The following is a 24,343-nucleotide window of genomic DNA, read 5'->3' as shown; positions in this document are numbered from 1 at the left end:
GAGCCGCTCCGGAGGGACGTCGCCGGGTCCGTTCCCGATGGGGCCGGGCGGGCCGGTCCCGCGCGTCGCCGGGGACGGCGGCCGCCGGGAGGGCGGCCGGGAGCGTCCGTCCCGGACGACGTCCGGCGTGCGCCGGTGGCTACTCCGCGTCCTCGAAGGTCTTCCGGCCCCCGAACTTCGCCTGCAGCTCGTCGTCGTACTTGTCGGCGCAGCCGCTGATCAGCGCGCAGGCCCGCTCCAGCTCCTCGGCCTGGAGGGACTCGGCGAGCATGTCGGCGCTGAAGATCACGCGACCCTTGCGGTGGTACGCCTGGATCCCGTAGATGCCGGAGTTGATCTCGTTCAGCTCGCGCAGCAGCTCGTAGCTCTCCTCGACACCGCTCAGCACCGAGGACACGACCTCGACGCGGTACGGCTCGCGCTGGCCGACCCGCACGTAGTAGAGGGCGCTGCCCCGGCGGATCGGGATGTCGCCCTCCTCGTCGCGGACCAGCTCGTCGGTCTCCAGGTAGGAGCTGAGGATCTTCTCCACATAAGCGACGGTCGTCTCTCGGCTCATGCGACCCTTTCTCATACTGTCCGGTATAGGGCACCGCGGCCGGAGCGATCACGGTGCCAATGCGGGCAGAGGCTAGCAGACCCTGACCAGCCACGACTTAATACCGAATCATCGTCGGTCAATAGGGCGGGAAATCGCGGGACGCCAGGAAAGCCCGGGACGAAGCGCATGGGTTAGCGTCGGTGGGTACGGTCGCCGACGAAGGAGTACCGCATGCTGCCCTGGTCCGCCGAGTTCGCCGGACGCATCGACGAGCACACCGTCAGCAGCGAGGCGCTGCGCGGCAATCCGCTGGGGGACCCCGACGAGCGCCCGCTGTGGGTGTACGTCCCGCCCGGCTACGACGACGACCCTGGCCGCCGCTACCCCACCGTCTACGTGATCATGGGGTTCACGGGGCACATCGCGATGTGGCGCAACCGGACGCCGTTCCGGCAGCCCTTCCCCGAGACCGCCGACGCGGTGTTCGCCCGCGGCGACGCCCCGCCCGCGATCGTGGTGTACGTGGACGCCTGGACGACCTACGGCGGCAGCCAGTACCTCGACTCCCCCGGCACGGGCCGCTACCACACCCACCTCTGCGACGAAATCGTGCCGTGGGTGGACGCGCATTACCGCACCCTCCCCGAACCGGCCCACCGCGCCATCACCGGAAAGTCGTCCGGCGGGTACGGAGCGATGATTACCCCGATGCTGCGCCCCGACCTATTCGGCGCCCTGGCGACCCATGCCGGCGACGCCCTTTTCGAATACTGCTACATGCGCGAGTTCCCGGACGCGGTGCGGGATCTGCGCGCCTATGACGGTTCCATCGACCGCTGGTGGGACGACTTCAACTCCAGGGTCCCCTTCACCAGGTCCCAGGACGGCAAGCTGCTGGAGATCCTCGCCTACACCGCGGCCTACACCGCGCGGGAGGACGGAACGCCCGAGCTTCCGTTCGACCCGGCCACCGGGCTGATGAACGACGAGGTCTGGCAGCGCTGGCTCGACCTGGACCCGGTGCGGATGGTCCCCCGGTACGCCGACGCGATGCGCGCCCAGCAGGCCATCTGGATCGACGGCGGCACCCGCGACGAGTGGTACCTCGACATCGGCGCCCAGGCGTTCCGGCAGGCGCTGCTCGACAACGGGGTCGAGGAGAAGAAGATCTACTTCGAGCTCTTCGACGCCGCGCACGGCGGCATCGACTACCGCTACCCGCTCTCGCTGGCCTGGCTCTGCGAGCGCATCGCGCCCTGACCTCGCCCCGCCTCCGCACGCGCCCCCGGGGACCGGTTCCCCGGGGGCGCGTCGTTCCGTCACACCCGTTGGCGACAATGGAGGCATGTGCCGCAGCATCAAGACGCTCCGCCCGCCCTTCACCGAGCCCGTCACCGACGACGACGTCAGGGCGGCCGCGCTCCAGTACGTCCGGAAGATCTCCGGGTTCCGCGCGCCCGCCGCCCACAACGCCGAGGCGTTCGAGCGGGCCGTCGAGGAGATCGCCAGAAGCACCGCCCAGCTGCTCTCCACCCTGGAGGTCAAGGGCGGCCGTTCCTCCGCCCGGGAAGCGGGGTGACGCGGGCGCGCCGCCGCCGGCCTAGGACTCGGCGGCGACCAGCTCGGCGATCTGGACGGTGTTGAGCGCCGCGCCCTTGCGCAGGTTGTCACCCGAGCAGAACAGCGCGAGCCCGTTCTCCACCGTCTCGTCGCGGCGGATGCGGCCCACGTAGGTCGGGCCCTGCCCGGCCGCCTGGAGCGGCGTGGGCACGTCCGACAGCGCCACGCCGGCCGCGCCGGAGAGCAGCTCGGCGGCCCGCTCCGGCCCGATCGGGCGCTCGAACCGCGCGTTGATCTGCAGCGAGTGCCCGGTGAAGACCGGCACCCGCACGCAGGTGCCCGACACCTTCAGGTCGGGGATCTCCAGGATCTTGCGGCTCTCGTTGCGGAGCTTCTGCTCCTCGTCGGTCTCCGCGAGCCCGTCCTCGACGATCGACCCGGCCATCGGGAGCACGTTGAACGCGATCGGCCGCACGTACACCTGCGGCGCGGGGAACTCCACGGCGGTGCCGGAGTGGGTCAGCCGGTCCGCGCCCTCGACGACCTTGCGGGTCTGCTCGTGCAGCTCCGCCACGCCCGCCAGCCCGCTGCCGGAGACCGCCTGGTACGTGGAGACCACCAGCGCGGTCAGCCCGGCCTCGGCGTGCAGGGGCCGCAGCACCGGCATCGCGGCCATGGTGGTGCAGTTGGGGTTGGCGATGATCCCCTTGGGCCGGACGGCCGCCGCGTGCGGGTTGACCTCGGAGACCACCAGGGGCACCTCGGGGTCCATCCGCCAGGCGGAGGAGTTGTCGACCACCACCGCGCCCGCCTCGGCGACCCGTGGCGCCAGCTCCCTGGAGCTGGCCTTGCCCGCGGAGAACAGCACGATGTCCAGCCCGCGGTAGTCGGCGGTGGCGGCGTCCTCGACGGCCACCTCGGTGTCCCGCCACGCCAGCCTGCGCCCGGCCGAACGGGCCGAGGCGAACAGCCGAAGCTCCTCCACCGGGAACCCGCGTTCGGCCAGGATCCTGAGCATCACGCCCCCCACCTGCCCGGTGGCGCCGACGATCCCGATTCTCATGCCGCTCCTCTGGTCGATCCCTCTGCTCGTCATCCGACGCACGTCGCTGACCTGGCATGACGAGTCTGCCCACGGCCGAGCGAGGCGTCCAATCAGATTCCCTCGCCTACAACCTTAAGTAACGCTTCACCCGCGGGCCGCGACCGGGCACCGCCCGGCCCGCCGCGCCGGGCCGGATCCCCTGCCCGACCGGCCTCGCCCGACCCGGTCTCGCCGCGCCGCCGGTCAGCGGTAGGCCGGCAGGCCCGTGATCGCCTGGCCGAGGACGAGGGTGTGGATCTCCTGGGTGCCCTCGTAGGTCAGCACGGACTCCAGGTTGTTCATGTGCCGGATCACCGGGTACTCCAGCGTGATCCCGTTCGCCCCCAGCACCGTGCGGGCCTGCCGCGCCACGTCCAGCGCCGCCCGCACGTTGGCCAGCTTGCCGAACGAGATCTGCTGCGGGGTGACCTCGCCCGCGTCCTTGAGCCGCCCGATGTGCAGGGCCACCAGGCCGGCCTGCCCCAGGGCGATCTCCATCCACGCCAGCTTCTCCTGGGTGAGCTGGAACGAACCGATGGGCTTGCCGAACTGCTCGCGCGACTTGGCGTACCCGACCGCCGTCTCGTAGCAGGACCGGCCCGCGCCCACCGCGCCCCAGATGATCCCGTACCGCGCCTCCGACAGGCAGCCCAGCGGGCCCTTGAGCCCGGTGACGCCGGGCAGGACGGCGCCGGCGGGCAGCCGCACGTCCTCCAGCACCAGCTCGGAGGTGACCGAGGCGCGCAGGGACAGCTTCTGGTGGATGTCGCCGGTGGTGAACCCCGGCGTCCCGGCCGGCACGACGAACCCGCGGATGCCCTCGTCCGTCCGGGCCCACACCACGGCCACGTCGGCGATCGACCCGTTGGTGATCCACATCTTGGTGCCGTTCAGCACCCAGTCGCTCCCGTCCCGGCGGGCGCGGGTCAGCATGTCGCCGGGGTCGGAGCCGCGGTCGGGCTCGGTCAGGCCGAAGCAGCCGATGGCCTCGCCCGCGGCCATCCGCGGCAGCCACTCGGCCTTCTGCTCCTCCGAGCCGTACTTGTGGATCGCGGACATGGCCAGCGATCCCTGGACGGAGACGAAACTGCGCAGCCCCGAATCGCCCGCCTCCAGCTCCCGGCAGGCGACGCCGTACGCGACCGCGCTCATGCCCGCGCACCCGTACCCCCGCAGATGCATCCCGAGCAGGCCGAGTTTGCCCAGCTCCGGGGCCAGCTCCCGGGCGGGGAAGGTACCCGCGTCGAACCAGCCGGCCACGCGCGGCGCGATCCGCTCGGCCACGAGGGCCCGCACCGTGTCGCGGATCATCCGCTCCTCGTCGCTGAGCCGATCGTCGACGCGCAGCACGTCCATGAACGCATCCTCTCCTCGCCACGGGGTGACGCCGCCAGGGTACGTCCGGGGTCCCGGGGTCACGGGTTCAGGGGTCCCCCAGGGTCGAATCAGGGCGAATCCTGATGTAGAAGGCGGCTCCGGGCGGGCAGGATCGAAGCATGGACATGGAGAAGAGCACCACCAAGCAGCTGCGGCGCACCCGCGAGGGCCGCATGATCGCCGGAGTCTGCTCCGGCACCGGCCGCTACCTCGGGGTGGACCCCAACCTCCTCCGGCTGGGCCTGGCCGTCTTCACCGTCTTCGGCGGCGCCGGGATCGTGCTCTACGCGATCGCCTGGCTGCTGATCCCCGAGGAGGGCAAGCCGTCCTCGGTGGCCGAGGACCTGTTCACCAAGGCCAACGCGAACCCCTCCGTCCAGGAGGCCGTCCGCAAGACCAAGGAGACCATCAGCAAGACCACCTCCGGCAACGGCACCCGTACCTGAGCCGCTCCATCTCCAGTCCCGGCCCAGGCGCCCGCCTGGCGGCTCACGCCTGACCGGGCCTGTGCGAGCGCGACATCGCTACGCGATCTGCCCGCCGGCGCTCGCCTCCGGCATCGCCCCACCGGGCAGGTAGCGCGCTCGCGCGGTGGCTGTTGCCTCTTCGAGGCAAGGCCTAAGGCGCTGGAGCCGAACGCCTCGCACCGCGCGCCGGGCGCTCGCCGGTGCGCGGGGGCGCCTCGCCTCCGGCCGCGGCGTCATCGCGCCGGCCCTGGGCCGAAGGGCCGCTCCCCCTGCCCTGCTGCGGCACCTCGGCGTCCGGAACGGCGGAACGCGGGCCGGCCTCGGCGGCCGGCGCTCCCGGAGCGGCCCGCGCGCCCCTCGGGGCGGTGATCGTCGTGGCGCTCTCGGCGCCGTCGCCGCCCCGCAGCGCCGACGCGATCGTCGAGACCCGTTCGATCCCGGCCGCGACGTCGGCGTCGAGCCCGGTCCCGGCCGCCGGCGGACCGGCCCCCGGCGCCCGGCGCCCCCGCTCGTACATGGCGGCGATCACCTCGCCGCGCACCTGGTTCCAGGAGAGGGTGAGCATCGCCGCCACCGCCAGCCCCAGCGCCCCCGCGAACGCGACGACCGTCTCCGGCCCGAGCACCTGCGCGACCGCTCCGCCGACCAGGATGCCCAGCCCCTGGCCGGCGAGGATGCCCGACTGCGCCAGCCCGAACGCCTGCGCGCGCCCGGACGCGGGGACGGCCGCGACGAACGCGGCGTTGGCCGCGAGCTGGTAGGCGCTGCCCACCCCCGACACCGCCCACAGGACGACCACCGCCCACAACGGTGGATGCGCCGCGGCGCCGACCAGCGGGGCGCAGGCGAGGATCGACATCCAGCCCATGGACCGGATCCGGTTGCTCGGCCGCACGCACCGGCTGAACAGGAACGCCCCGATGACCATCCCCGCCGGCATCGCCGACATCAGCAGGCCGACCGTCACCGCCCCGCCCTCGAACGTGGCCGCGTACGGCGCCGCCAGCCCCTCCGGGATCACGTAGAACCCGCACAGCCAGGCGAAGCAGACCAGGGACCGCAGCGTCCGGTCGCCGAACACCAGGCGCCCGCCGTCCACGGTGCCCTTCCACAGGCCCAGCGACTGCCGTTCCCGCCGCTTGGGCGCGGGACGCCGCCGCAACCCCGCCACCAGGATCACCGCCGACAGCGCGAAGGTGGCCGAATCCAGGGCCAGCGCCCCGCGGGTGCCGACCGCGGCCACCACGGCCCCTCCGGCCAGGAAGCCGAGCATCTGCGCGGCCTGGTGGGTGATGTTGGTGATGGCCGAGCCCGCCACGTACCGGTCACCGGACAGCACGTCCGGGAGCACCGCCGCGCGGGCCGCGCTGAAAGGCGCCCCCATCAGCACCGTCAGGAAGACCAGGGCGCACAGCGCCCAGAACGGCATCGCCGTGAGCGCCATCAGCGCCACCAGCCCGGCCCGCAGCACGTCGCAGACCACCATGACCCGGCGGCGCGGGAAGAGATCGGCCAGCCCGGACAGCACCGGCCCGCCCACGATCGGGGGGATGTAGGTCAGCGCGTAGGTGAGCGCCGTGAGCAGGGCCGAGTTGGTGCGTTCGTACACCAGGACCGCCAGCGCCACCTGCGCCAGCTGGTCTCCCACGAACGACAGTGCTTGGGCCAGCCAGAGCGCACGGAACTCACCCACCGCGAAAACCTCGCGGTAGGTCGCCTGCGACTCCGGTGGACGCCTGTGCCGACCGGCCTGCCTCTCCGCCACGCGCGCGCTCCCGTTCGGTCCGGTCGCTCTCGGACCCCCCCTATTAACTCACGCTGCGTGGCAGTTATGTGACCTACCGTGCCCAATTCATGAAACTCACTCGCCACGGCAAGCCGGATGTCTCCTCCGAGCCCGGTCAGTACCCGAGATCGTGGAGCCTCTCGTCGTCGATCCCGAAGTGGTGGGCGATCTCGTGCACGACCGTGATCCGCACCTCGTCCACCACGTCCTGCTCGGTCTCGCAGATCCGGAGGATCTCGTCGCGGTAGATCGAGATGTGATCGGGCAGTACCCCGCCGTACCAGTCGCCCCTCTCGGTCAGGGGTATCCCTTGGTACAGGCCGAGCAGGCCGGGCTCGGGCGCCTCGTCCTCGACGACGATGACGACGTTGCGCATGTGCGAGGTCAGCTCGGGCGGGACGGTGTCGAGGGCCTCCCCCACCAGCTCCTCGAACACTTCTCGCGACATCTGGATCACGTCATCATTGTGCTTGACGAAAGGAGACCACGTGCTCGACGGGCAGCGATTCCGGGCCGCTCTTTCCAGGCTCCGGCCGCCGCGCCGCCTCACCGGCCCTCGAGCCCGCCGCTGCGGCCGCGCCTTCGCGGTGGTCGCCGCGGGCCTCGTCGGCGGTTACGTCGGCCTGCTCCTCGGGGGACGGATCGAGACGCCCGTCGGCCCCACGGACGTCTCCCTGCTCCTGCGCCCCCACTGGGGAGGCGGCACCACCATCCAGATCCCCCCGCTCGGGTCGCTCCACCTCCAGACCCACTGGGGGATCATCTCCCTCGAGGCCCGCGTCACGGAGCTGCGTCCCGAGCCCGCGCGCAAGCTGATCGAGAGCTCCACCGACCTGAACGGCCTCACCGACCAGATCGCCGACCAGCTCCGGCACGGCGTCACCGTCCTCCTCCTCCGCGCCACCGCCCTCGCGCTGGCCTTCTCCTTCCTCGCCGGCCTGCTCGTCTTCCGCTCCTGGCGGCGGGCCCTCGTCGGCCTCGGCTCCACCGCCGCCGCGACGCTCGCCCTCGCCGTCCTCGCCTGGTCCACGTTCAACCCCCAGGCCGTGGCCGAGCCCCGCTACACCGGCATCCTCGCCAACGCGCCGCAGGTCGTCGGCGACGCCCGCAGCATCGTGGAACGCTTCTCCGCGTACCGCGCCCAGCTCGCCCGCCTGGTCGGCAACGTCTCCAAGCTCTACACGGCGACCTCGACCCTCCCCACCTACGAGCCCGACCCCTCCACCCTCCGCGTCCTGCACGTCTCCGACATCCACCTGAACCCGGCCGCCTGGTCGGTGATCCGCTCGGTCAGCACCCAGTTCCAGGCCGACCTCATCGTGGACAGCGGCGACCTCACCGACCACGGCAGCAAGGCCGAGGAGCAGTTCGCCGACGAGATCGAGTCGCTGAAGGTCCCCTACCTCTTCGTCCGCGGCAACCACGACTCCCAGGGCACCCAGCGGGCCGTCGCCCGCCAGAAGAACGCGATCGTCCTCGACGACAAGGTCCACGAGATCGAGGGCCTGCGCATCTACGGCGTCGGCGACCCCCGCTTCACCCCCGACAAGACCACCCGCGACGACGACCTGGGCGCCGCGCAGCTCCGTACTCAGGGCTCCCTTCTGGCCCAGAAGCTCCGCACCGCCGGCACCACCCCCGACCTGGTCATCGCGCACGACCCCAACCAGGGCGAGGGCTTCTCCGGCAGCACCCAGCTCGTCCTGTCCGGCCACGGCCACCAGCGCTCCACCCGCCTCCTCCCCACGGGCACCCGCCTGTTCAACCAGGGCTCCACAGGAGGCGCCGGCCTCCGCGGCCTTGAGCACGAGGAGCCCACCCCCATCGAACTCTCCGTCCTCTACTTCAGCCGCGCCACCAAGCGCCTCCAGGGCTGGGACGACCTGCGCCTGGGCGGCCTGGGCCTCTCCTCCGCCCAGATCGAGCGCCACCTGGAGCCCAAGCCCGACCGGCCCATCCGCGAGCCGTCCATGGTGACCCCGACGGAATCCCCGACCTTCCCGTCCCTCCCCCCGTCCCGCTGGCCCACCAAGTCCCCGACGCCCACCAAGTCCCCTACGCCCACCCCCACCACCAGCCCGTCCACGACACGTTCCCCGGAAAGGGACTAAACCGTTTATGCGTCCAGCCGGGATGTCCCCTATGCTGGTCCGGTCGAGTGGCAGGCTCCCTGCCGCTCAGGGCCCCCTTCGTCTAGCGGCCTAGGACGCCGCCCTTTCAAGGCGGTAGCGCCGGTTCGAATCCGGTAGGGGGTACTTTGGGGAACCGGCTCCGCCGGTACCTTCCGCTGAGCGTTGGCGCTCTCTGCCGCGACGGTCACCTCGCATTCGACGACCCCCGTCGCCTTGTTGTGACGCATCCGCACCCGGACGACCGCCTGGTCGAGATCTCCGCCGGGCTCGCCGAGCGGGTCGTCGCCCGCTGGGAGGCCGCGCTGAGCAAGCCGGAACGGCATTTCACCGCCGACCCGCCGCTGCGGCTCGCCGAGGCCACGCCACCTGCCGTGCTACCTGCGGCGTCGGCCGTCCTGTCCGCGGCGGAACGGTGGAGGGTGGTGGCCTTCCTACGGGACGCGCCACTGGTCCTGGCGGCGTACGGGACCGGGGAAGACCCGTACGCCGGTGACCTGCCGGTGGTGCCGCTGCACATCCACACCGACGGGGCGTGGGTCTGGTCGGAGTCTCTCGCCTACTTCGCCGAGAAGTACGGGCTGCCGCCTGAGCCGGACCTGCCGGCGCACATCCGCGCCCGCGGGTACCGCTGGTCAGAGGTGGACGACCGGACGCTGCGGCAGGCAGAGAGCCTGGTCTTCGGCGACGAGGTCTGAGGGCGTCACGGACCTCACGGGCAGAGGTCTCCTGCTCCGGCGGAACAGCGACACCTTCGCCAGCGGCGCGCGGCCCGACTACACCGAAGTCTGAGCCGGTCGCCAGGTCAGGTCTGGCGCCTGTTCCCCCGGATCCAGCCGCACGAGCACCGCCTCCGGCGGATCCGAGCGTTGCAGATCATCCCTGGGTCGTCTCGCCATCCGAGAACGCATCAGCCTTGGATTCTCCGGAGGGGGCCTTCTCCGAGATCTCGGGCGGAGTTTCCACACGGATCTTCTTCAGATCGAGAAAACCGTACATTCTGGGGCAGTGCAGTTTGAACAACGGACAGATGGGGAAGCCGTTCGATCCGGGACACAGGAGTTTCTTGAGGCCGCATGTTCGTGCCATGGTTCACAGCCGTCCTGGATCACGACTCGTCATCCGACCCCTCCTCCTCGGCCGAGCAGCACGCCGGGCGAAGGTCGATCGGATAACCATGGGGGCATAAGACTACGGAAGGTGGATCGCTGCGCGGGTTCGACATGAAATCATGGTCGCACTCCGCCCGTTCTCTGTCGAGCTTCGCGAAGACGCTTCCGGTGCCGGAATTCGTCGTGCACGATCCAGCCGACCTGGAAGATCGTGAATAGAAGGCCGAGCGTGGCCGCCCCCCAGCGCCAGCCTTGTTCGGCACCCGTCAGCGGGTCGTCGCCATAACGGGTCGGTGGTGCGGCCGCGAGGGACAGCGCGAAAGCCAGCGTCGCGATCCCGGCGTTGTAAGAGATCTGCACGAACCGCTGGCTGCGGCGCCAGAGGGCGACATGGCGTCGCTGGACCTCCGCCCGGACGCGTTCGTCGACGTCGTCCGGGAGCTGGTTGATCCGCCCCCAGGAAAGGGCCTCGTCCCGACTGTAAAGCTTGCTGCGGGAACGAAAACCTACCTGGAGGGACAGGGTGAAGAAGCCGCCTGCCAGCAGCAGAAAGAAGATTGTCGCGCCGGCCCACCGGAACGAGCCCGGCCCCTGGCCGACACTGGCCAGCAGAGCGATGGAGAAACCGGCCAGCAGGGGCGTCGCCACCCCGGTTCGTATGTCCGTTGCCGCAGGCTGGCCGAATTCTCCCGGCGACGCCCACTGCACCGGCGTTTCCGGTACGCGTTCCCGTGGTTCGGGCATGATATCGATTATTCCAGATAGAAGCCGTTGCGGGGCGGTAGATATATGAGGGGGCGGCATGCGACGACTCGTTCTGCGTGCGGTGGACGGTACCGGCGACGCTGCCTGGACCTGGGAGCTGCTGTCCGACGGCGCAAGGATCGCCACCAAGCGGGTCGAGCTGGACAACGATTGGCGCCGGGAACCCTTTAATGATCTTTCGGGTTACCTCAGTCGCTACAGCGTTTCCGGGTTCGGTGCCGCGCATCTGCGGGAATTGCTCGACGACCTCGGAATCTGGATGACGAGGAAGGTGTTCGGCCCCGACCTGGCAGGCGAGCTCGCCGCGCGGCCGCCCACGAGCGTCGCCGTCGACCTCGCCCCTGGCTTGCACCGGCTGCTGGCGGCTCCGCTGGAGCTTGCCCGCCTGGCCGGGGGCTCCCTCGCCTCGCTCGGGGTGACCTTCGGTTTCCGGGTCGGCGGCGACGGGCCGGCGCATGCGGCACCGTCGGCGACCCGGATGTTGGCGGTCTTTCCCCTCCCCTCCGATATCGCCGAGCTAGGGCTCAGGGCGGAGCGGCTGGCCCTGCAATCGATCGCGGCACGCGCGGCGGCGGTACGTTTGCCCGTGTCGTTGACGTGTCTGCAATATGGCGTCACTCGCGACACCCTTCGCGAGCTCCTCGCGGAAGAGCAGTTCGACGTCATTCACTTCGGCGGGCACGGCGCGCGGGACGGGCTCGTGCTGGCCGACGACACCGGCGCGCGGGACCTCGTCACCGCCGACGAGCTCAGGTCGATGCTCGAACCTCAGCGGGGCTTGGTGCGGCTCGTCGTCCTCGGTGCCTGCGACACCGGCGCCAACCAGGCCGCCCGGCTGATCGGCCGGCTCCACGACGGCGCGGCGCGCGACGTGCCGCCTCCGGAACCGGGCACGCAGGGGGTGGCGGTGCGGCTCGCCCGGAGCCTGGGCACGGTCGTCGTCGCCATGCGCTTCGCCGTCGACGACTCCTTCGCCCGCCACTACGCGACCGCGTTCTACGAGGGCCTGCTGCTTGAGGGCCGGTCCGTCGAGGAGGCTTACGGGAACGCGCTGCGCGCGGCTCGCGACCTGGTCCACGACGACGCGCTCGGTCTGCTCGCCGAGTTCACGCCCGTCCTGTACTCCCCGGCCGGCGCCGACCTCCCCATGGGAGCGGGCACCGCGCGGAGCGTCGCGCCGCCGCCCGCCGACCCAGCCGTCTTCGTCGGGCGGGCCGACGAGCTGCGCCGCATGTCGGTGCTGCTCCGCCCGCGCGGCGCCGTCCGTTCGGCCGTCCTGACCGGGGGATACGGCGTCGGGAAGAGCACCTGCGCCAACGAGTTCGCCGACGCCGCCCGCGGACTGTTCGAGCGCGTCGTCAGCGTGACGCTCGCCGAAGGAGACGCCCCGGACGTGCTGGCGGAGCCGCTCGGCGGGTGGCCAGAGGCCGCGCGTACGCTCCGTGAGCGGCGGTTCCTCATCGTCGTCGACGGACTCGACCGGGTCATGCACGATGGCCGCCTTCCGGCATCGTGGCGTAGGACGGTGGAGCTGCTCACCGGGCATGATGGAGCGTCCCGGGCCGTCCTGACCTCCCGCCTGCCCGTCGACGGCGTGGACCTGACCATCGGTGTCGGTGGCCTGTCCGCCACGGAGGTGCTGCTGCTCGCCGCGGAGCTGCCGCGCCTCAACGGCGCCGTCCAGGAGCTGGCGGACCACGAGGACGAATTCTCCGCTCTGAAGACGGAGCTGATCAGCCTGGTCAACGGCACCGACAGAAGTCCCGGCGCCGTGGCCGTCCTCGACTCCGTCAGCGCCGACCTCGGGCTGAAGAAGGCGCTCGCGGAACTGCACCGTATCGCGCAAGGCGGTTCGAGCAGGGATGAGCCATCCTGGCAGCCCGTGGTGGAGGCCTGCCGGTGGGCGGCGCGGGTCACCGCCGGGCTGGACACGGCGGGACGCTCGCTCGCCACGCTCATCGCGCTCTCCGCCACCTTGCAAGAGGCGATCACGACGGCGGAGATCGAGGAAGTATGGCCGGAGTGGTGGCGGATGAGGGACTGCGGCAGCGACGGCGAGGTTCCCCGATTCCCGATGGACGGCCTGCTCGACCGGGGCGTGGTCGTCGAAACGGCCGCGGGATGGCAGCTCGTCCCGTTCGCGGGCGAGTTGCTGCGAACCGGCGATTCGCGATCGGGGGAGGGGCCGGCCGTCCCCGAGCCCACGGCGCCGCAGGAAGATCCCCCGCCGGAGGTCACGAAGGGGAGTTGGGACAGGTACCTCCTGGTCAGCCTGGAACTCATCAAGGAGGGACGGTCCGAGGAGGGACTGCGGCTGCTGTGCACGGCGATGGACGCGGGGGTCACGTCGGCCGGCGAGCTGCGGCCGTTCTGGATCGCCGCCCGGCTGTGGCGGCCCGACGGCGGCGGGAGGGAGGGCCTGCTCGTCGCGCTGGCCACCGCGCTCACCACCGAATCGCTGCTCGACCGGCGGGCGCGCCTGACAGACCTCTGTGCACAGGCGGCGAACGAACCGGATATCTCGGCCTTTATCGGGCTTTCTCTCCTGAACCTCCAGCTGGAGCTCAATGAACACGACGCCTTCGGGGGACTTTTCCCCGAAGTGTCGGCGATGTTTGAAAGCTCCGACCGAAACCAGCCTTACCTGGACCGGCTCGGCCAGCTGAACGCTCGCCGCTCCCTCGTTCTGGGCGACGCGGAGCAGGCACTTTCCCAAGCGCGGGCGATCATCGACACCGACGGGGACAGCCGGCGCGACCTCCGCCCGGTGGCGGAGCTCACGCGTGCGCTCGTGCTGGAGGAGGCGCTGGAGACGGCGATGTGGGCGTCCGCCATCCTGCATCGCTGGGACGAGTCGCTCGAGTACACCGATCGGCTGCTGCTGCTGCGGGCGCGGCGCCGTGCCCCGCTGAGCGCGATGAGCACGCCGACGGTGCAGAAGGCGCAGGCACTGGCCGCGCTGGGGCGTCTGGACGAGGCCGAGGCTCTCCTCGACGGCGTGCAGCGGATCGCGGCGGCCTACGACGACGTCGGCGCGAGCCACCGGGCGATCGTCGCGCGAACGGCCGTGGACTCGCCGAGGGGCCGTTACGCCGACATGTCCAGGTTCCACGAGACATCGCTCGCACTCGGTTATGCCAGCGACCTCGACTCCCTGGTCGTCGGCAACCTGCATCTCCAGGCGTGCGCCGCGCACGCGGCGACCATCTTCACGCGCGTACCGGATACCGAGCAGCACCATACGCCGTTGGAAGAGGACGAAGCCATGCTCCGCTACGGCTTCGCGTGCGCTCACCTGCTGGCCGGTGTCGTGCTTCACGGCATGTCGTCCCCCGACTTGGCCGCACGACCGCTGGAGGAGTTCGGCTGGCTGCTCGACGATCTGCTCGACGAGGTCGCGGACCCCGCCGAGATCGACTTCGCCTGGATCGCCGAACGCCTGCCCGCATCCGACGGGCGGAAGCTGCCCTTCCTCGACCTCGTGCAACGCTCGGCCCGGACGGAGGAGAGGCTCGCGGAAAGCCAGAGCCGGCTCACCGAAACGCTGTCGGCACTGCGGGAAAAGAACGAGCAGGCGGAGCAGGAGAGAAGAGAGGACGTCGAAGCGGCGCGCCGGGAACTCGCACCGGTCTTCGAAGCCGTCACCGCCGCCGCCGGCGGTGACCAGGACGCGCGCAACGCCCTCGAAGAACTCTGCCGACTCTGGGACGACGACCCCAACACCCGTCCCTGGGCCGCCGCCTTCCGGCTGCTCGCCGACCGCCGGGACGCGTCGGCCCTGCCCGGCATCGTCGACACCAGAGCCCTGCTGATCCTCCTCCCGCTGCTCAAAGAGCTACGCCCGCCGGGTCTGTCCTTGTGAACCGCGACGCGGTTCGCGCTCGCGTGGACGAGGTGATCTTTCACTCCGACCGCGGCAGCGAGTACACCGCGCCGGATTCGCCGCGGGCGACTAGGAGGTCCGGACGTGACGCTGATCCAGGACCTGCTCGAGCACGTCGCGGGCATGCCTTACCGTCGTCGAAGGCACAGCCGCGGCACGGGCACTCCGCGTCCTGTTTGCCGGGCGGCTCGGGCCCCCGGCACGTCTCCCGGCATGGCTGCGTTCTCACACGCGATCGGGCGACTCCACGCACCCATCGTCGATGAACGCTGCACCGTCAGGGGATGTCGAATCGGTTGGTGATGGATAGGGCACAGCCGCCGGTGTCGCGGGGGTCGCTGGTGCAGCCGTGCGTCTGGGTCCGGTAGCCCGCGGCCTCCTCCTGCCGTATCCGGTGGCCCCCTGTAAGGCCAGGCCGCTGTCCCTGGCAGCCGGGCCGAGGTCAGGGGTCGAGGTGGGTGCCGGGGGTGTGGCCGAAGGTGCGGCGGAAGGCGTCGATGAACGCGCTCGCCGAAGCCCAGCCGCACCGGTGCGCCACCGCGGTCACCGGCTGCTTGTCGGCGAGCAGGACCAGGGCGTGCTGGAGGCGGAGCTGGGTGCGCCATTGGGGGAACGTCATGCCGAGGTCGGTCCGGAACAGACGGGACAGGGTACGGCCGCTCGCGCCGACCTGGCGGCCGAGCTCGACAAGGGTACGGCCGTCGGCCGGATCCTCCTGCAAGATCCCGCACACGGCGCGCAGCAGCGGCGACGCGGGGGCCGGCAGGTGCAGAGCCTGCTGGGGGGAGGCGCGCAGCTGGTCGAGCAGCACCGCCCTCATCCGCGCACGCTCCGGGCCACCATCGCCTTCCTGGTCGCGGGTGTAGGCGATGATCAGCTCACGCAGCAGCGGGCTCACCTTCAGCACGGTGGGGGTGTCCAGTCCGAGGGGGTTGTCGGTCGTGGGCAGGCCGACCAGGTGCAGGTCGAGGTCGCCGTGGGCCTGGTGGGCGTGAACGATCCCGGCGGGCACCCAGATCGCGTTCGTGCCCGGGGTGACCCACGAGCCCGCGCTGGTCGTGATCGCCAGCACCCCGCGGCCGGCGTAGATGATCTGGTGGTCGTCGTGCCGGTGCGCGTCGATCATCGCGCCGGACGGCAGGTGTTGCGTGCGCGTCGGCGCGATGGGGTCGTGGCGAATTTCCGTCATCGCCGGGCACTTTATCGGAAGTGCGACAACGTGCAGGTCAGTGAGCATGAACGGGTGCGAAGGAACACCTCCATCACTCTGCTGTCCATCGGGCACGCCTGCATCGACGTCTACCAGGGCGCCGTCGCCGCCCTCGTCCCCTTCTTCGTCGCCGAGCGCGCTTACGATTACGCCACCGTCTCGGGCATGGTGCTGGCCGCCTCGCTGCTGTCGTCGTTCGTGCAGCCGTTGTTCGGGGCGCTCACCGACCGGTGGACGATGCCGTGGCTGCTGCCGGTCAGCACCCTGCTGGGCGGCGTGGGCATCGCGTTGAGCGGGCTCAGCGGCTCCTACGGGCTCACCCTGGCGTTCGTGGCGTTGTCGGGCATCGGCGTGGCCGCCTACCATCCCGAATCCGCGCGCCTCGCCCGCCTGGCCTCCGAGGGCAGTCACAACGCCATGGCCTGGTTCTCCACCGGCGGCAACCTCGGCTTCGCCCTCGCCCCCCTCATGGTCGCCGCCGCCATGGCCGCCGGAGGCCTTCGGTCGACGCCGCTGCTGGTGCTGCCCGCCCTCGCCGGCGCCGTCCTGTGCCTGCCCGTCCTGCGCGCCCTCGCCCGGCGGCACGCCACCGCTGCCGTCGCGGCGCCGGTCGGCGAGAATGACGTCGGTTCGTTCGTGAGGCTGTCGCTGGCCGTGGTGTACCGCTCCATCGCCTTCGTCGGGCTCAGCACCTTCATCGCCCTGCACGCCCAGCAGACCCTGGGCAGCACCGCCGCCGGCACCGCCGCCCTGTTCGTCCTCTACCTCGGCGGCGCGTTCGGCTCCGTCCTCGGCGGCGCCCTCGCAGCCCGGTGGGGACGTGTCACCGTTTCCCGCTGGTCCTACCTGGCCGCCATCGCCGCCATCGCCGGCGTCGTGTTCGTGCCCGGCCCCGCCCTGTACCTGTTCGTCGCGGCGACCTCCGCCGGCCTGTACATCCCCTTCTCCCTGCAGATCACCCTGGGTCAGGACTACCTGCCCTCCCGCATCGGCACCGCCGGCGGCGTCACCCTCGGCCTCACCGTCAGCATCGGCGGCCTGGCCAGCCCCCTCATCGGCGCCCTCGCCGACCACACCACCCTGCGCACCGCCCTGGCACCGCTCATCCTCATGCCCGCACTCAGCTGGCTGTTCTTCCGCACCCTGCCCGAACCCACCCCGCCCTCCATCCCGGAGACGACACCCGACCCGGCCACTCCCCCTGCCTGACCAGGGTCCGTCAGCGCCACCGCCGACCTGAGCGAACTCGACCGCATGTACCTGGTTGCACGACTCTTACCGGCACCCCCGAATCCGACGAGCAGCCGGGCATGGTGAGGTGCGGACTCCGCGATCGTCGTTTCCTCCCGCACACGCTCTTCCCTCTCGGAGGCTTCACCCCGCTTCAGTCCTCGGCGCTCTCGGCGATCGCCGCCCGTTCGGAGGCGACACCGATGTCCGTCGCACTGGCCTGGCTGCTGCAGCGATCACCGAACATCCTGCTCATCCCCGGCACATCATCGACGGCACACCTACGCGAGAACATCGCGGGCGCGGGACTCTCCCTGTCTCATGAGGACTTGACCAAGCTGGACGACCTCGGGATCGGGTCGGCTCCCACGGACTGAGGGATGTCAGCGGTCTCGTCGGATCATGAGCGCCGTGGTGATGCTCACGGCGCCGGCCGGGGCGGCCGATCGTTCTCGGGGGCTGCCGACCAGTTCGCGGGCGGCCTGTACGAAGTCGCGGAGGGCGACGCGCTCATGCCCGGTCGGCCGCGTTCTCGTCGTACCTGGCGCGGGCCCGTTCGATCTCGGCGACGTGGCGTTCGGCCCAGTCCTTGATGGCACGTTGCACTGGAAGGAGGGACATTCCCAGCGGTGTCAGGGAGTAGGTCACCTTGGGCGGAACCGAGGTTTCGATCGTCCGGTCGAGCATGCCTTCGCGTTCGAGTTTGCGCAGCGTCTGGGTCAGCATCTTCTGGGTCGCGCCTGCGACGGTGCGGGCGAGTTCGGTGTGGCGGAGCGGGCCGTCACCGAGTGCGGCCAGGACCAGCGTGACCCACTTGTCGCTCAGTGTGGCGAGGACTTGATGTCCTGGGCATTCGAGCAGGTTGGCGTTATAGGTGTCCCGCGCGGCGGCGCGTCGCTGGTCGGCGGTGAGCGTCATGGTTTCCTCCAGGAACCTCAGGCACTGGGAAGTGCGGTCTCCCGGGCAGCCCGGTGGCGGCCGAATATGTTCCGCATGAAATCAGTCATCGTTCGGGAGCACGGTGGTCCCGAGGTCGTGAACGTGTCCGATGTCCCGGTTCCGGACGCCGGGTCGCAGCGGGTCAGGGTGCGCGTCGGCGCGTCGTCGCTGAACCCGATCGACGTGTCCGCCCGCGCGGGACGTCTCGTGCAGGCAGGGCTGATGGAGGGGGGCACCGCGTTCGGTCTCGGGTGGGACGTCGTGGGCGTCGTGGACGCCGTCGGTCCGGACGTCTCCCGCGTGAAGGTCGGCGATCGGGTCATCGGGCTGCGGGACCTGTTGTTCTCCGGCGGTGCGCACGCCGAGTTCGTGGTGCTGCACGAATCGGCCGTCGCTCCGGCGCCGGTCTCGCTTCCGGACGAGCTCGCGGCCACGCTCCCGCTCAACGCCCTGACCGCCGACCGGGCCGTCCGCCTGACCGGGCTCGACGAGGGCGGCACGCTCCTGGTCACCGGCGCCGGCGGCGCGGTCGGCGGTTACGTCGTGGAACTCGCCGGGCGGATCGGCATCCGGACCATAGCGCTGGGACGCCCTCGCGACCTCGCCCATCTGGAAGCGCTCGGCGCCGACCACGTGCTGACGGACGCCGGGGACCTGGGCAACCAGGTGCGCGAGCTCGTCCCGGCCGGAGTCGACGCGGTCATCGACGCCGCGATCCTGGGCATCGGCGCCCACAACGCCCTGCGGGGCGGCGGAACCTTCGTCGCCCTGGTCGCGCCGTTCGCGCCACCGCCGATCCGCGCGACCACCGTCGTCGTCCAGGAGGTGTACGCCGACGGCGCGCGCCTCGGTGAACTGGCCGAGCTGGCCGGGGCGGGGCACCTCACGCCCCGCGTGGCCGAAGTGCTGCCGCTGGCGGAGGCGCGGAAGGCGCACGAGCTGTACGAGCGCGGCGGTCACCGCGGTCGCGTCGTCCTGGCGCCCTGAGCGCCGGGACACCGGGCCTTTCCCGTTCCCGAGATCGGGGTCGAACCGAGTCATGAGCGGATCACGCGTCCTTCCGGCCCGGGGTGGCGGGACGGTGGGCGGTCAGCCGGGGTTCGATGGCAGGCACATCGTTCACGACCATCACCCTGCGGTAGCCGCCGCGTCCGGGACAGACGCCTTCCGGCCAAGGTCCGCTGGGGTCCCGCCACAGGTCTTGCGGCGGCCGGTCACCACCGTGACGGTGGACGCGTGAACGATGCCATCCCCACCTCGGAACCGGCCGCGGGCGCCCCGGCCGACGTCCATCTGGAGTACCTGTGCTCGCTGGACATCTCTTTCGGAACGGTCCCGACCGTGTCCCGCGGATCGACGTCAGGGGATCGTCCAGACCCATGACGGCGCCGCGATCCAGCTGACCACCACGGGCCGCGCGGACCTGGGCGAGCACACCGGCAGGTTCCTCGCCGGCGAGGAGGTCGGCGCCGACGACGCCTACATCAGGACGTGTCCGCTGTTCGAGACCAGAGCCAGGTACGCCTGGCTCAACCGGCTGGTGACGGTCGCCCGGTGCGACCTGTCGATCTCCCGGATCCGCTACCGGATCAGCGCCCTTGCCTGAGGCTCTGTTCGAAAGTCCCGGCCCGGCAGGGCGGTTCCGGTCTCCGGTCCCGGCGCACGATCGGGCGGTCCGGCCTTCAGAACCACCCCATGGTCCGGTCCTCCGGCCGGCGACGAAAGAGGTTTCATGTCCACGTTCATCCTCGTCCACGGCGCCTGGAACCAGGGGACGACCTGGAAGAAGACCCTTCCGATACTGCAGGCGCCCGGACGGACCGTGCTGACCCCGTCGCTGCGGGCCGACGCGGGAACCCGCCTGTCCGACCACGTCACTCAGGTGGAGGAGCTGATCGCCAAGGCGTCCGGCTTCGGCGGGCCCGTGACCCTGGTCGCCCACAGTTACGCCGGTGTCCCCGCCTCCCAGGCCGTGATCCGGAGCGGTGGCGTGGACCGGCTCGTGCTGCTGGACGCGTGGCTCGCGCCCGCCGGCAAGTCCCTGCTGGACGTGGCCCCGGACTGGTTCGCCGACTGGTGCCGTACCTCGGCCACCGGTGACCCGGCGATGCTCCCGATCCCGCCGCTGGGGTCGATCGGCGTTCCCGACGACTCCGCTGAGGCCGCCTGGCTGGGGCGGCGGCTCGTCGAGCACCCTCTGGCGACCTTCACCGATCCGGTCGAGTCCACGCTGGATTCGCAGCGTCTCGACGCCTTGGGCGTGGAACGTCACGCCCTGCTGTGCGTCCCAGGGACGATGCCGTTCCGCGAGTTCGCCATCGAAGCGGGCTGCGCCATCGACGAGATCTCCTCCGGACACTCCGTCATGGTCACCCGCCCCGTCACGCTGGCCCGGCGGCTGCTGCGGCTCGGCTCCTGAGGCGTCCGCCCCATCGGGTCCGGGCACCCGGCGATGACCGCCCGGGTGTCCGGGACCGGACCCACGTGCCCGAGGCCCTGGAGATCGGGTCCGTGGATCAGCAGGTCCGGGCGGTCTCCCTGTTTCCGATCTCCGGGATGGGCGTTCCGTCCCCGCCCGCCGGTGCGCTGTGCCCCATCGTCCGGAACGTACGGCGGTAGGCCGAAGGGGACGTGTGCAGGATCTGGGCGAAGCGCTGCCGCATCGTGACCGGGCTGCCGAACCCGGACAGGCGGGCGACCTGCTCGATCGACTCGTCGGTCTCCTCGAGGAGCTCGCGTGCCCGGGCGAGGCGCTGGTCGAGGATCCAGCGGTTCGGTGTCGTCCCGGTGACCTGGCGGAAACGGCGGGAGAAGTTGCGGGGGGACATGTACGCGACCGCCGCGAGCTCGTCCACTCTCAGGTCCTGGTCCAGGTGCTCGCCCAGGTAGTCGATCGCACGCTGGACGCCCGCTGTGGAGGAGCTCAGCTCCGGCACCGGGGCCACGATGTACTGCGCCTGACCGCCCTCCCTGTGCGGCGGCATCACCAGGTGCCGCGCGACGTCCCGGGCGACGCGGACGCCGTGGTCCTCGCGGATGATGTGCAGGCACAGATCGACGGCGGCCGACATCCCGGCCGATGTCAGGACCTGGCCGTCGTCCACGTAGAGCACGTCGCTGTGCACGCGGGTGCGCGGGTGCCGGCGTGCGAGCCGTACGGCGTGCTTCCAATGGGTGGTGGCGGTGCGCCCGTCGAGCACACCGGCCGCCGCGAGAACGAAGGCGCCGGTGCAAAGCCCCACGATGCGCGCGCCGCGTTCGTACGCCTGCCGGACGGCCGTCAGGACTTCGGGTTCGAACGGCTCCACCTCCGACCCCAGGACCATGACCGTGTCGGCGGCCTCCGCGGCCTCCAGGCCGTCCGCGATGGCGACGTCGACGAGTCCGCCCTCGGCCGGCCCCGGTCCCGTGCCGGCCGAGCAGACCGTGAAGTCGTACCACTCCGGCGGCTCGGACCGCGGGGATCCGAAGATCTCCACCGCGACGCCGAGCTCGAACAGGTTGGGCCGCCGCGGCGCGATGAGCGCGATGCGATGGTGCCCCACTCCCGGCACCGTAGAGGGCGGACCGGCCCGTGACCAGGGGCCGGATCGCCGACGACCGATGGTTTCCGGCCAGGCACCGGTTCACGCCCCTCCCTCGGCCCCGGGATAGAGCTGCCGCAGGAAGGTCGCCGTGTCGTGGTACTGCCGGTCCTCACGGATCAGGCCGTCCTCGATTCGGAGCACCTTCACGTACGGAAGATGCAGTCTCCGGCCGGGCGGCGGTGGCGGGAGAGCCAAGGCGGGCGGGATCCCGCTGGTCGTCCCCGAGGCGACGGCCTCGACGATGAGCGCGTGTTCGGCGGGATACCGGGCGCGGACGTCCTGCCGGAAGTCAGGGAACGCCGCTCTCAGCTGCACGCTCCATCCGATGGTCTCGGCGATCTCGCCCATGGGCTCGCCGCACACCGTGAACACGTACGCCGGGTGCAGTGTGCTGCGGAAGCGCTGCCAGTCCCGGGCCTCCCAGGCCGTCCGGTAGCGCTCATACAGGTTGAGCAGATAGTCCACGCTCACTCATGGGACGTTAGGTACCTTCCATGGGACGCGGAACCGGGACTCCGGCCACGATCCGATGCGCGGCGGCCAACCCGGCGACCGCCCTCCGGCGCCGCCTCAGGCCGGAGCCCACCGGGTCCGGTGACGGACTTTCACGAACCCGATGGACTCCAGCGGCGCTGGTGATCAACGGTGACCGTTCCCCTGGGGACTCGACCCCTGATCTGTCGCGACCGCGCCGGCGATGTGGGCGGAACCTGGAGCCGCTAACGAAACCGGGGCGCTTGGATTCCGCTGCCTGTGTGTTCGCGCGGACCGGTGACAGCGGCCTTCCGCTGATGATCGCCTTGCCGGCGGCCTTCCGCGGCGACCACATTTCCCACCTCAGTGGGGATGTGGGAGGCCGCGGATGCTGGGTAGCGCGACCGTATGGACAGAATCACGCGCGGACTGGCCGCCGGGGCGGCCGGGACCACCGCCCTCAATATGGTGACCTATCTCGATATGGCGGTCCGGGGACGGCCGGCCAGCAGCACGCCCGAGCAGAGCGTCGAGAAACTGGCCGACGTGGCCGGGTTCGACCTGGGCGAAGGCGAGAAGGCCGAGAACCGCAAGGCCGGGCTCGGGCCGATGCTCGGCTTCGGCACGGGCCTCGGCGCCGGGCTGCTCTACGGCCTGCTGGCGGGGCGCCGCCGCCTCCCGCGGCCGGTCGGGGCCCTCGTCCTGACCGGGCTGGCGATGGCCGGGTCGAGCGTACCGATGACCGCCCTCGGCCTGACCGATCCCCGCCAGTGGTCGGCGTCGGACTGGGCGTCCGACGTCGTCCCCCATCTGGCGTACGGCGCGGTGGCCGCCCTCGTGTACGGAGCGCTGGACTGACTGTGCGGGGACCACGGTGACCGTGCGACGGTCACCGTGGTCCCCAGAAAAGATGCTCACGCAGTGGGCAGCACGTTCAGCCTCTGCAGCAACTCACGCGCGACCGTGGCGCGCTTACCGGCGTCGCCGTCCTTGACGACGTCGATGTTCAGCGCGAAGGTGTAGACACGTCCGCCGCGCTCGACCCACCCGGCCCACCAGCCGGTCCCGGGGCCGGGGGCGTTCTGCCAGCCCGACTTGGCGAACAGCGTGTACCCGTCCTTCTCCTCCTGCTTGATCAGTTCGCGGACGGTGCGCTGGTGCTCGCGCGAGGCGGGCAGGCGCCCGGCCGCCAGCCGCTCCATGAACCGGGTCTGCTCCACCGCCGAGATCTTCAGCGGGCCGTCCAGCCAGAAGCGGTCCACCACCGTCCCGGTCTGGCGGTTGCCGTAGCCGAGCCGCTGCAGCCACTGCCGTTCGCGCTGCAGGCCGATGCGGCGGGCGATCACCTGGAACGCCGCGGCGTTGGAGACGCGGACGGCCTCCCGCATCGTCATGTCCTGCTCCCATTCGGGAAATGGCTGGGGCGTCCCATCCCAGGGGATCACCTCGTCGGGACTCTTGACCGTCCCGGTTTCCAGGGCGACCAGTGCGTGCGGGACCTTGAAGGAGGAAGCGGGCACCAGCGGGGTCTGGGCACGCCGCCGATCCACCACGGTCGTGCTCCGGGTTCTCACGTCCAGCAGCGCGAACGAGCCGCGCACGCCCGCCGCGTCGAACACCGCGCGCAGATCGTCGCGCTCGGTGATGCCGGGCCGGATCTGGTCGGCCGCCGCGACGGCGGCGGCGGCGCGCGGGGCGGAGTCATGGGGGGCGGCGCCGCACGCGGCGGTGCCGAAGAGGGTGAGCGCGGCGAGCGTGGTGGCACCTAGCCGGGCGCGCAGATTTCGGGAAGAAAGCTCGATCATGCGGTCACTCGACCACTATGCGGCGCCTTTTGTCCAATATGGATATCGACCGCTGAATGATATTTAAAAGCAAATCATTGCAGGCCAACCGAGTGGCCTAGTAGTCATGCGGCATAAATCGACCGCCGCGCGACATTTCGTGCCGACCGGACCGTTCCCCGCCGGCCGAGGATCGGGTGATCCAACGCACCCGTGGCGAGGGCCCTGTGGCGGCGGGCCTCGGTCCACTGGTCGGACGCGGCGCTCGCCGGGCGCTCCTGCGGTCCTGGCTGCCGGACGGCCAGGCGGCGCCGAACCGGCCGGCGAGCCGATCACCGGACGGCGAGAAGGCGACGGCCCGCCTCACGCGGTCGGGCAACCCCGGGCGGCCGAGGGCTTGGGGGCGTTCTGTGCT

The 24,343-nt window shown here is 71.1% G+C and carries 23 protein-coding genes and 1 tRNA gene; 13 read left to right on the top strand and 11 right to left on the bottom strand.

What is annotated here, in order from left to right; genetic code table 11:
• Positions 1-139 precede the first annotated feature (139 nt).
• Positions 140-559 carry a T3SS (YopN, CesT) and YbjN peptide-binding chaperone 1 gene (locus IW256_RS35330; protein ID WP_197015072.1) on the bottom strand — a complete coding sequence of 140 codons (420 nt, stop codon included), beginning with the start codon at positions 557-559 and terminating at the stop codon, positions 140-142.
• 213 nt (positions 560-772) lie between these two features.
• Between IW256_RS35330 and IW256_RS35325 the strand changes: the two genes are divergently transcribed.
• Positions 773-1,801, top strand: coding sequence for an alpha/beta hydrolase (locus tag IW256_RS35325; protein WP_197015071.1), 1,029 nt, complete (start codon positions 773-775; stop codon positions 1,799-1,801).
• Positions 1,802-1,886: 85 nt separating this feature from the next.
• The gene (locus tag IW256_RS35320) at positions 1,887-2,120 is read left to right on the top strand and encodes a DUF2277 domain-containing protein (protein ID WP_197015070.1); all 234 of its coding nucleotides are present in this window, start codon (positions 1,887-1,889) and stop codon (positions 2,118-2,120) included.
• A gap of 21 nt (positions 2,121-2,141) precedes the next feature.
• Here the strand turns inward: IW256_RS35320 and IW256_RS35315 are convergent, their stop codons facing one another.
• Complete coding sequence (locus tag IW256_RS35315) at positions 2,142-3,164, bottom strand: aspartate-semialdehyde dehydrogenase (RefSeq protein WP_197015069.1); 1,023 nt, start codon at positions 3,162-3,164, stop codon at positions 2,142-2,144.
• A gap of 225 nt (positions 3,165-3,389) precedes the next feature.
• Entirely contained in the window at positions 3,390-4,541 is a 1,152-nt protein-coding gene (locus IW256_RS35310; protein WP_197015068.1) for an acyl-CoA dehydrogenase family protein, read from the bottom strand.
• 140 nt (positions 4,542-4,681) lie between these two features.
• Here IW256_RS35310 and IW256_RS35305 point away from each other — a divergent pair, with 140 nt between their 5' ends.
• A complete protein-coding gene (locus IW256_RS35305; protein WP_231404061.1) occupies positions 4,682-5,008 on the top strand; it encodes a PspC domain-containing protein in 327 nt (108 codons plus the stop codon).
• Between the two features lie 172 nt (positions 5,009-5,180).
• Here IW256_RS35305 and IW256_RS35300 read toward each other — a convergent pair whose 3' ends face one another.
• Positions 5,181-6,722, bottom strand: coding sequence for an MFS transporter (locus IW256_RS35300; protein ID WP_307829297.1), 1,542 nt, complete (start codon positions 6,720-6,722; stop codon positions 5,181-5,183).
• A gap of 208 nt (positions 6,723-6,930) precedes the next feature.
• Positions 6,931-7,263: a metallopeptidase family protein gene (locus IW256_RS35295; RefSeq protein ID WP_231404060.1), complete on the bottom strand. Its 333-nt coding sequence runs from the start codon at positions 7,261-7,263 to the stop codon at positions 6,931-6,933.
• A gap of 40 nt (positions 7,264-7,303) precedes the next feature.
• Between IW256_RS35295 and IW256_RS35290 the strand changes: the two genes are divergently transcribed.
• From IW256_RS35290 to IW256_RS35280, 3 genes are all read left to right on the top strand, one after another.
• Positions 7,304-8,926 (top strand): metallophosphoesterase family protein, encoded by a 1,623-nt coding sequence (locus IW256_RS35290; protein ID WP_307829296.1) that lies wholly within the window; start codon positions 7,304-7,306, stop codon positions 8,924-8,926.
• A 71-nt stretch (positions 8,927-8,997) separates the two neighbouring features.
• Positions 8,998-9,070: transfer RNA gene (locus tag IW256_RS35285), tRNA-Glu, on the top strand.
• A 95-nt stretch (positions 9,071-9,165) separates the two neighbouring features.
• Positions 9,166-9,642 (top strand): hypothetical protein, encoded by a 477-nt coding sequence (locus IW256_RS35280; protein ID WP_197015064.1) that lies wholly within the window; start codon positions 9,166-9,168, stop codon positions 9,640-9,642.
• A gap of 531 nt (positions 9,643-10,173) precedes the next feature.
• Here the strand turns inward: IW256_RS35280 and IW256_RS35275 are convergent.
• Positions 10,174-10,800, bottom strand: a complete 627-nt coding sequence (locus tag IW256_RS35275; protein WP_197015063.1) for a hypothetical protein — start codon at positions 10,798-10,800, stop codon at positions 10,174-10,176.
• 58 nt (positions 10,801-10,858) lie between these two features.
• Here IW256_RS35275 and IW256_RS35270 point away from each other — a divergent pair, with 58 nt between their 5' ends.
• The gene (locus IW256_RS35270) at positions 10,859-14,683 is read left to right on the top strand and encodes a CHAT domain-containing protein (protein ID WP_197015062.1); all 3,825 of its coding nucleotides are present in this window, start codon (positions 10,859-10,861) and stop codon (positions 14,681-14,683) included.
• A 463-nt stretch (positions 14,684-15,146) separates the two neighbouring features.
• On the opposite strand, the gene IW256_RS35265 is transcribed toward IW256_RS35270, so the two are convergent.
• Positions 15,147-15,893, bottom strand: a complete 747-nt coding sequence (locus tag IW256_RS35265; protein ID WP_197015061.1) for an AraC family transcriptional regulator — start codon at positions 15,891-15,893, stop codon at positions 15,147-15,149.
• Between the two features lie 54 nt (positions 15,894-15,947).
• Here IW256_RS35265 and IW256_RS35260 point away from each other — a divergent pair, with 54 nt between their 5' ends.
• Both IW256_RS35260 and IW256_RS35255 read left to right on the top strand, forming a co-directional pair.
• Entirely contained in the window at positions 15,948-17,123 is a 1,176-nt protein-coding gene (locus IW256_RS35260) for an MFS transporter (protein ID WP_307829295.1), read from the top strand.
• Between the two features lie 224 nt (positions 17,124-17,347).
• A complete protein-coding gene (locus IW256_RS35255) occupies positions 17,348-17,521 on the top strand; it encodes an aldo/keto reductase (protein WP_269217973.1) in 174 nt (57 codons plus the stop codon).
• A 133-nt stretch (positions 17,522-17,654) separates the two neighbouring features.
• Here the strand turns inward: IW256_RS35255 and IW256_RS35250 are convergent, their stop codons facing one another.
• Positions 17,655-18,062: a winged helix-turn-helix transcriptional regulator gene (locus IW256_RS35250; RefSeq protein ID WP_197015059.1), complete on the bottom strand. Its 408-nt coding sequence runs from the start codon at positions 18,060-18,062 to the stop codon at positions 17,655-17,657.
• Positions 18,063-18,137: 75 nt separating this feature from the next.
• On the opposite strand from IW256_RS35250, the gene IW256_RS35245 reads away from it, so the two are divergent.
• From IW256_RS35245 to IW256_RS35235, 3 genes are all read left to right on the top strand, one after another.
• Positions 18,138-19,070 carry an NADP-dependent oxidoreductase gene (locus IW256_RS35245; protein ID WP_197015058.1) on the top strand — a complete coding sequence of 311 codons (933 nt, stop codon included), beginning with the start codon at positions 18,138-18,140 and terminating at the stop codon, positions 19,068-19,070.
• Positions 19,071-19,326: 256 nt separating this feature from the next.
• Positions 19,327-19,689 (top strand): DUF3237 family protein, encoded by a 363-nt coding sequence (locus tag IW256_RS35240; RefSeq protein ID WP_197015057.1) that lies wholly within the window; start codon positions 19,327-19,329, stop codon positions 19,687-19,689.
• 126 nt (positions 19,690-19,815) lie between these two features.
• Entirely contained in the window at positions 19,816-20,502 is a 687-nt protein-coding gene (locus tag IW256_RS35235) for an alpha/beta fold hydrolase (protein WP_197015056.1), read from the top strand.
• A gap of 97 nt (positions 20,503-20,599) precedes the next feature.
• Here the strand turns inward: IW256_RS35235 and IW256_RS35230 are convergent, their stop codons facing one another.
• Both IW256_RS35230 and IW256_RS35225 read right to left on the bottom strand, forming a co-directional pair.
• Positions 20,600-21,628: a GlxA family transcriptional regulator gene (locus IW256_RS35230; protein WP_307829294.1), complete on the bottom strand. Its 1,029-nt coding sequence runs from the start codon at positions 21,626-21,628 to the stop codon at positions 20,600-20,602.
• Positions 21,629-21,709: 81 nt separating this feature from the next.
• Positions 21,710-22,141 (bottom strand): ester cyclase, encoded by a 432-nt coding sequence (locus tag IW256_RS35225; protein WP_197015055.1) that lies wholly within the window; start codon positions 22,139-22,141, stop codon positions 21,710-21,712.
• Positions 22,142-22,552: 411 nt separating this feature from the next.
• Here IW256_RS35225 and IW256_RS35220 point away from each other — a divergent pair, with 411 nt between their 5' ends.
• The gene (locus IW256_RS35220; protein ID WP_197015054.1) at positions 22,553-23,002 is read left to right on the top strand and encodes a hypothetical protein; all 450 of its coding nucleotides are present in this window, start codon (positions 22,553-22,555) and stop codon (positions 23,000-23,002) included.
• Positions 23,003-23,058: 56 nt separating this feature from the next.
• Here the strand turns inward: IW256_RS35220 and blaOXA are convergent, their stop codons facing one another.
• Positions 23,059-23,949, bottom strand: a complete 891-nt coding sequence (blaOXA, locus tag IW256_RS35215) for a class D beta-lactamase (RefSeq protein ID WP_197015053.1) — start codon at positions 23,947-23,949, stop codon at positions 23,059-23,061.
• Between the last annotated feature and the right edge of the window lie 394 nt (positions 23,950-24,343).

Source organism: Actinomadura viridis (assembly GCF_015751755.1).
GTDB lineage: Bacteria > Actinomycetota > Actinomycetes > Streptosporangiales > Streptosporangiaceae > Spirillospora > Spirillospora viridis.
Note: the sequence above shows the minus strand (reverse complement) of the source record. Positions and strands in the feature narration are given on the sequence as shown.

What these genes read in the sequence shown, in the direction of transcription:
- IW256_RS35270 (WP_197015062.1), top strand. Translation starts at nt 10,859, where the DNA reads ATGCGACGACTCGTTCTGCGTGCGGTGGACGGTACCGGCGACGCTGCC.
- IW256_RS35325 (WP_197015071.1), top strand. Translation starts at nt 773, where the DNA reads ATGCTGCCCTGGTCCGCCGAGTTCGCCGGACGCATCGACGAGCACACC.
- IW256_RS35235 (WP_197015056.1), top strand. Translation starts at nt 19,816, where the DNA reads ATGTCCACGTTCATCCTCGTCCACGGCGCCTGGAACCAGGGGACGACC.
- IW256_RS35240 (WP_197015057.1), top strand. Translation starts at nt 19,327, where the DNA reads ATGCCATCCCCACCTCGGAACCGGCCGCGGGCGCCCCGGCCGACGTCC.
- IW256_RS35265 (WP_197015061.1), bottom strand. Translation starts at nt 15,893, where the DNA reads ATGACGGAAATTCGCCACGACCCCATCGCGCCGACGCGCACGCAACAC.
- IW256_RS35220 (WP_197015054.1), top strand. Translation starts at nt 22,553, where the DNA reads ATGGACAGAATCACGCGCGGACTGGCCGCCGGGGCGGCCGGGACCACC.
- IW256_RS35275 (WP_197015063.1), bottom strand. Translation starts at nt 10,800, where the DNA reads ATGCCCGAACCACGGGAACGCGTACCGGAAACGCCGGTGCAGTGGGCG.
- IW256_RS35310 (WP_197015068.1), bottom strand. Translation starts at nt 4,541, where the DNA reads ATGGACGTGCTGCGCGTCGACGATCGGCTCAGCGACGAGGAGCGGATG.
- IW256_RS35250 (WP_197015059.1), bottom strand. Translation starts at nt 18,062, where the DNA reads ATGACGCTCACCGCCGACCAGCGACGCGCCGCCGCGCGGGACACCTAT.
- IW256_RS35255 (WP_269217973.1), top strand. Translation starts at nt 17,348, where the DNA reads ATGTCCGTCGCACTGGCCTGGCTGCTGCAGCGATCACCGAACATCCTG.
- IW256_RS35315 (WP_197015069.1), bottom strand. Translation starts at nt 3,164, where the DNA reads ATGAGAATCGGGATCGTCGGCGCCACCGGGCAGGTGGGGGGCGTGATG.
- IW256_RS35320 (WP_197015070.1), top strand. Translation starts at nt 1,887, where the DNA reads ATGTGCCGCAGCATCAAGACGCTCCGCCCGCCCTTCACCGAGCCCGTC.
- IW256_RS35245 (WP_197015058.1), top strand. Translation starts at nt 18,138, where the DNA reads ATGAAATCAGTCATCGTTCGGGAGCACGGTGGTCCCGAGGTCGTGAAC.
- IW256_RS35305 (WP_231404061.1), top strand. Translation starts at nt 4,682, where the DNA reads ATGGACATGGAGAAGAGCACCACCAAGCAGCTGCGGCGCACCCGCGAG.
- IW256_RS35330 (WP_197015072.1), bottom strand. Translation starts at nt 559, where the DNA reads ATGAGCCGAGAGACGACCGTCGCTTATGTGGAGAAGATCCTCAGCTCC.
- IW256_RS35295 (WP_231404060.1), bottom strand. Translation starts at nt 7,263, where the DNA reads ATGTCGCGAGAAGTGTTCGAGGAGCTGGTGGGGGAGGCCCTCGACACC.
- blaOXA (WP_197015053.1), bottom strand. Translation starts at nt 23,949, where the DNA reads ATGATCGAGCTTTCTTCCCGAAATCTGCGCGCCCGGCTAGGTGCCACC.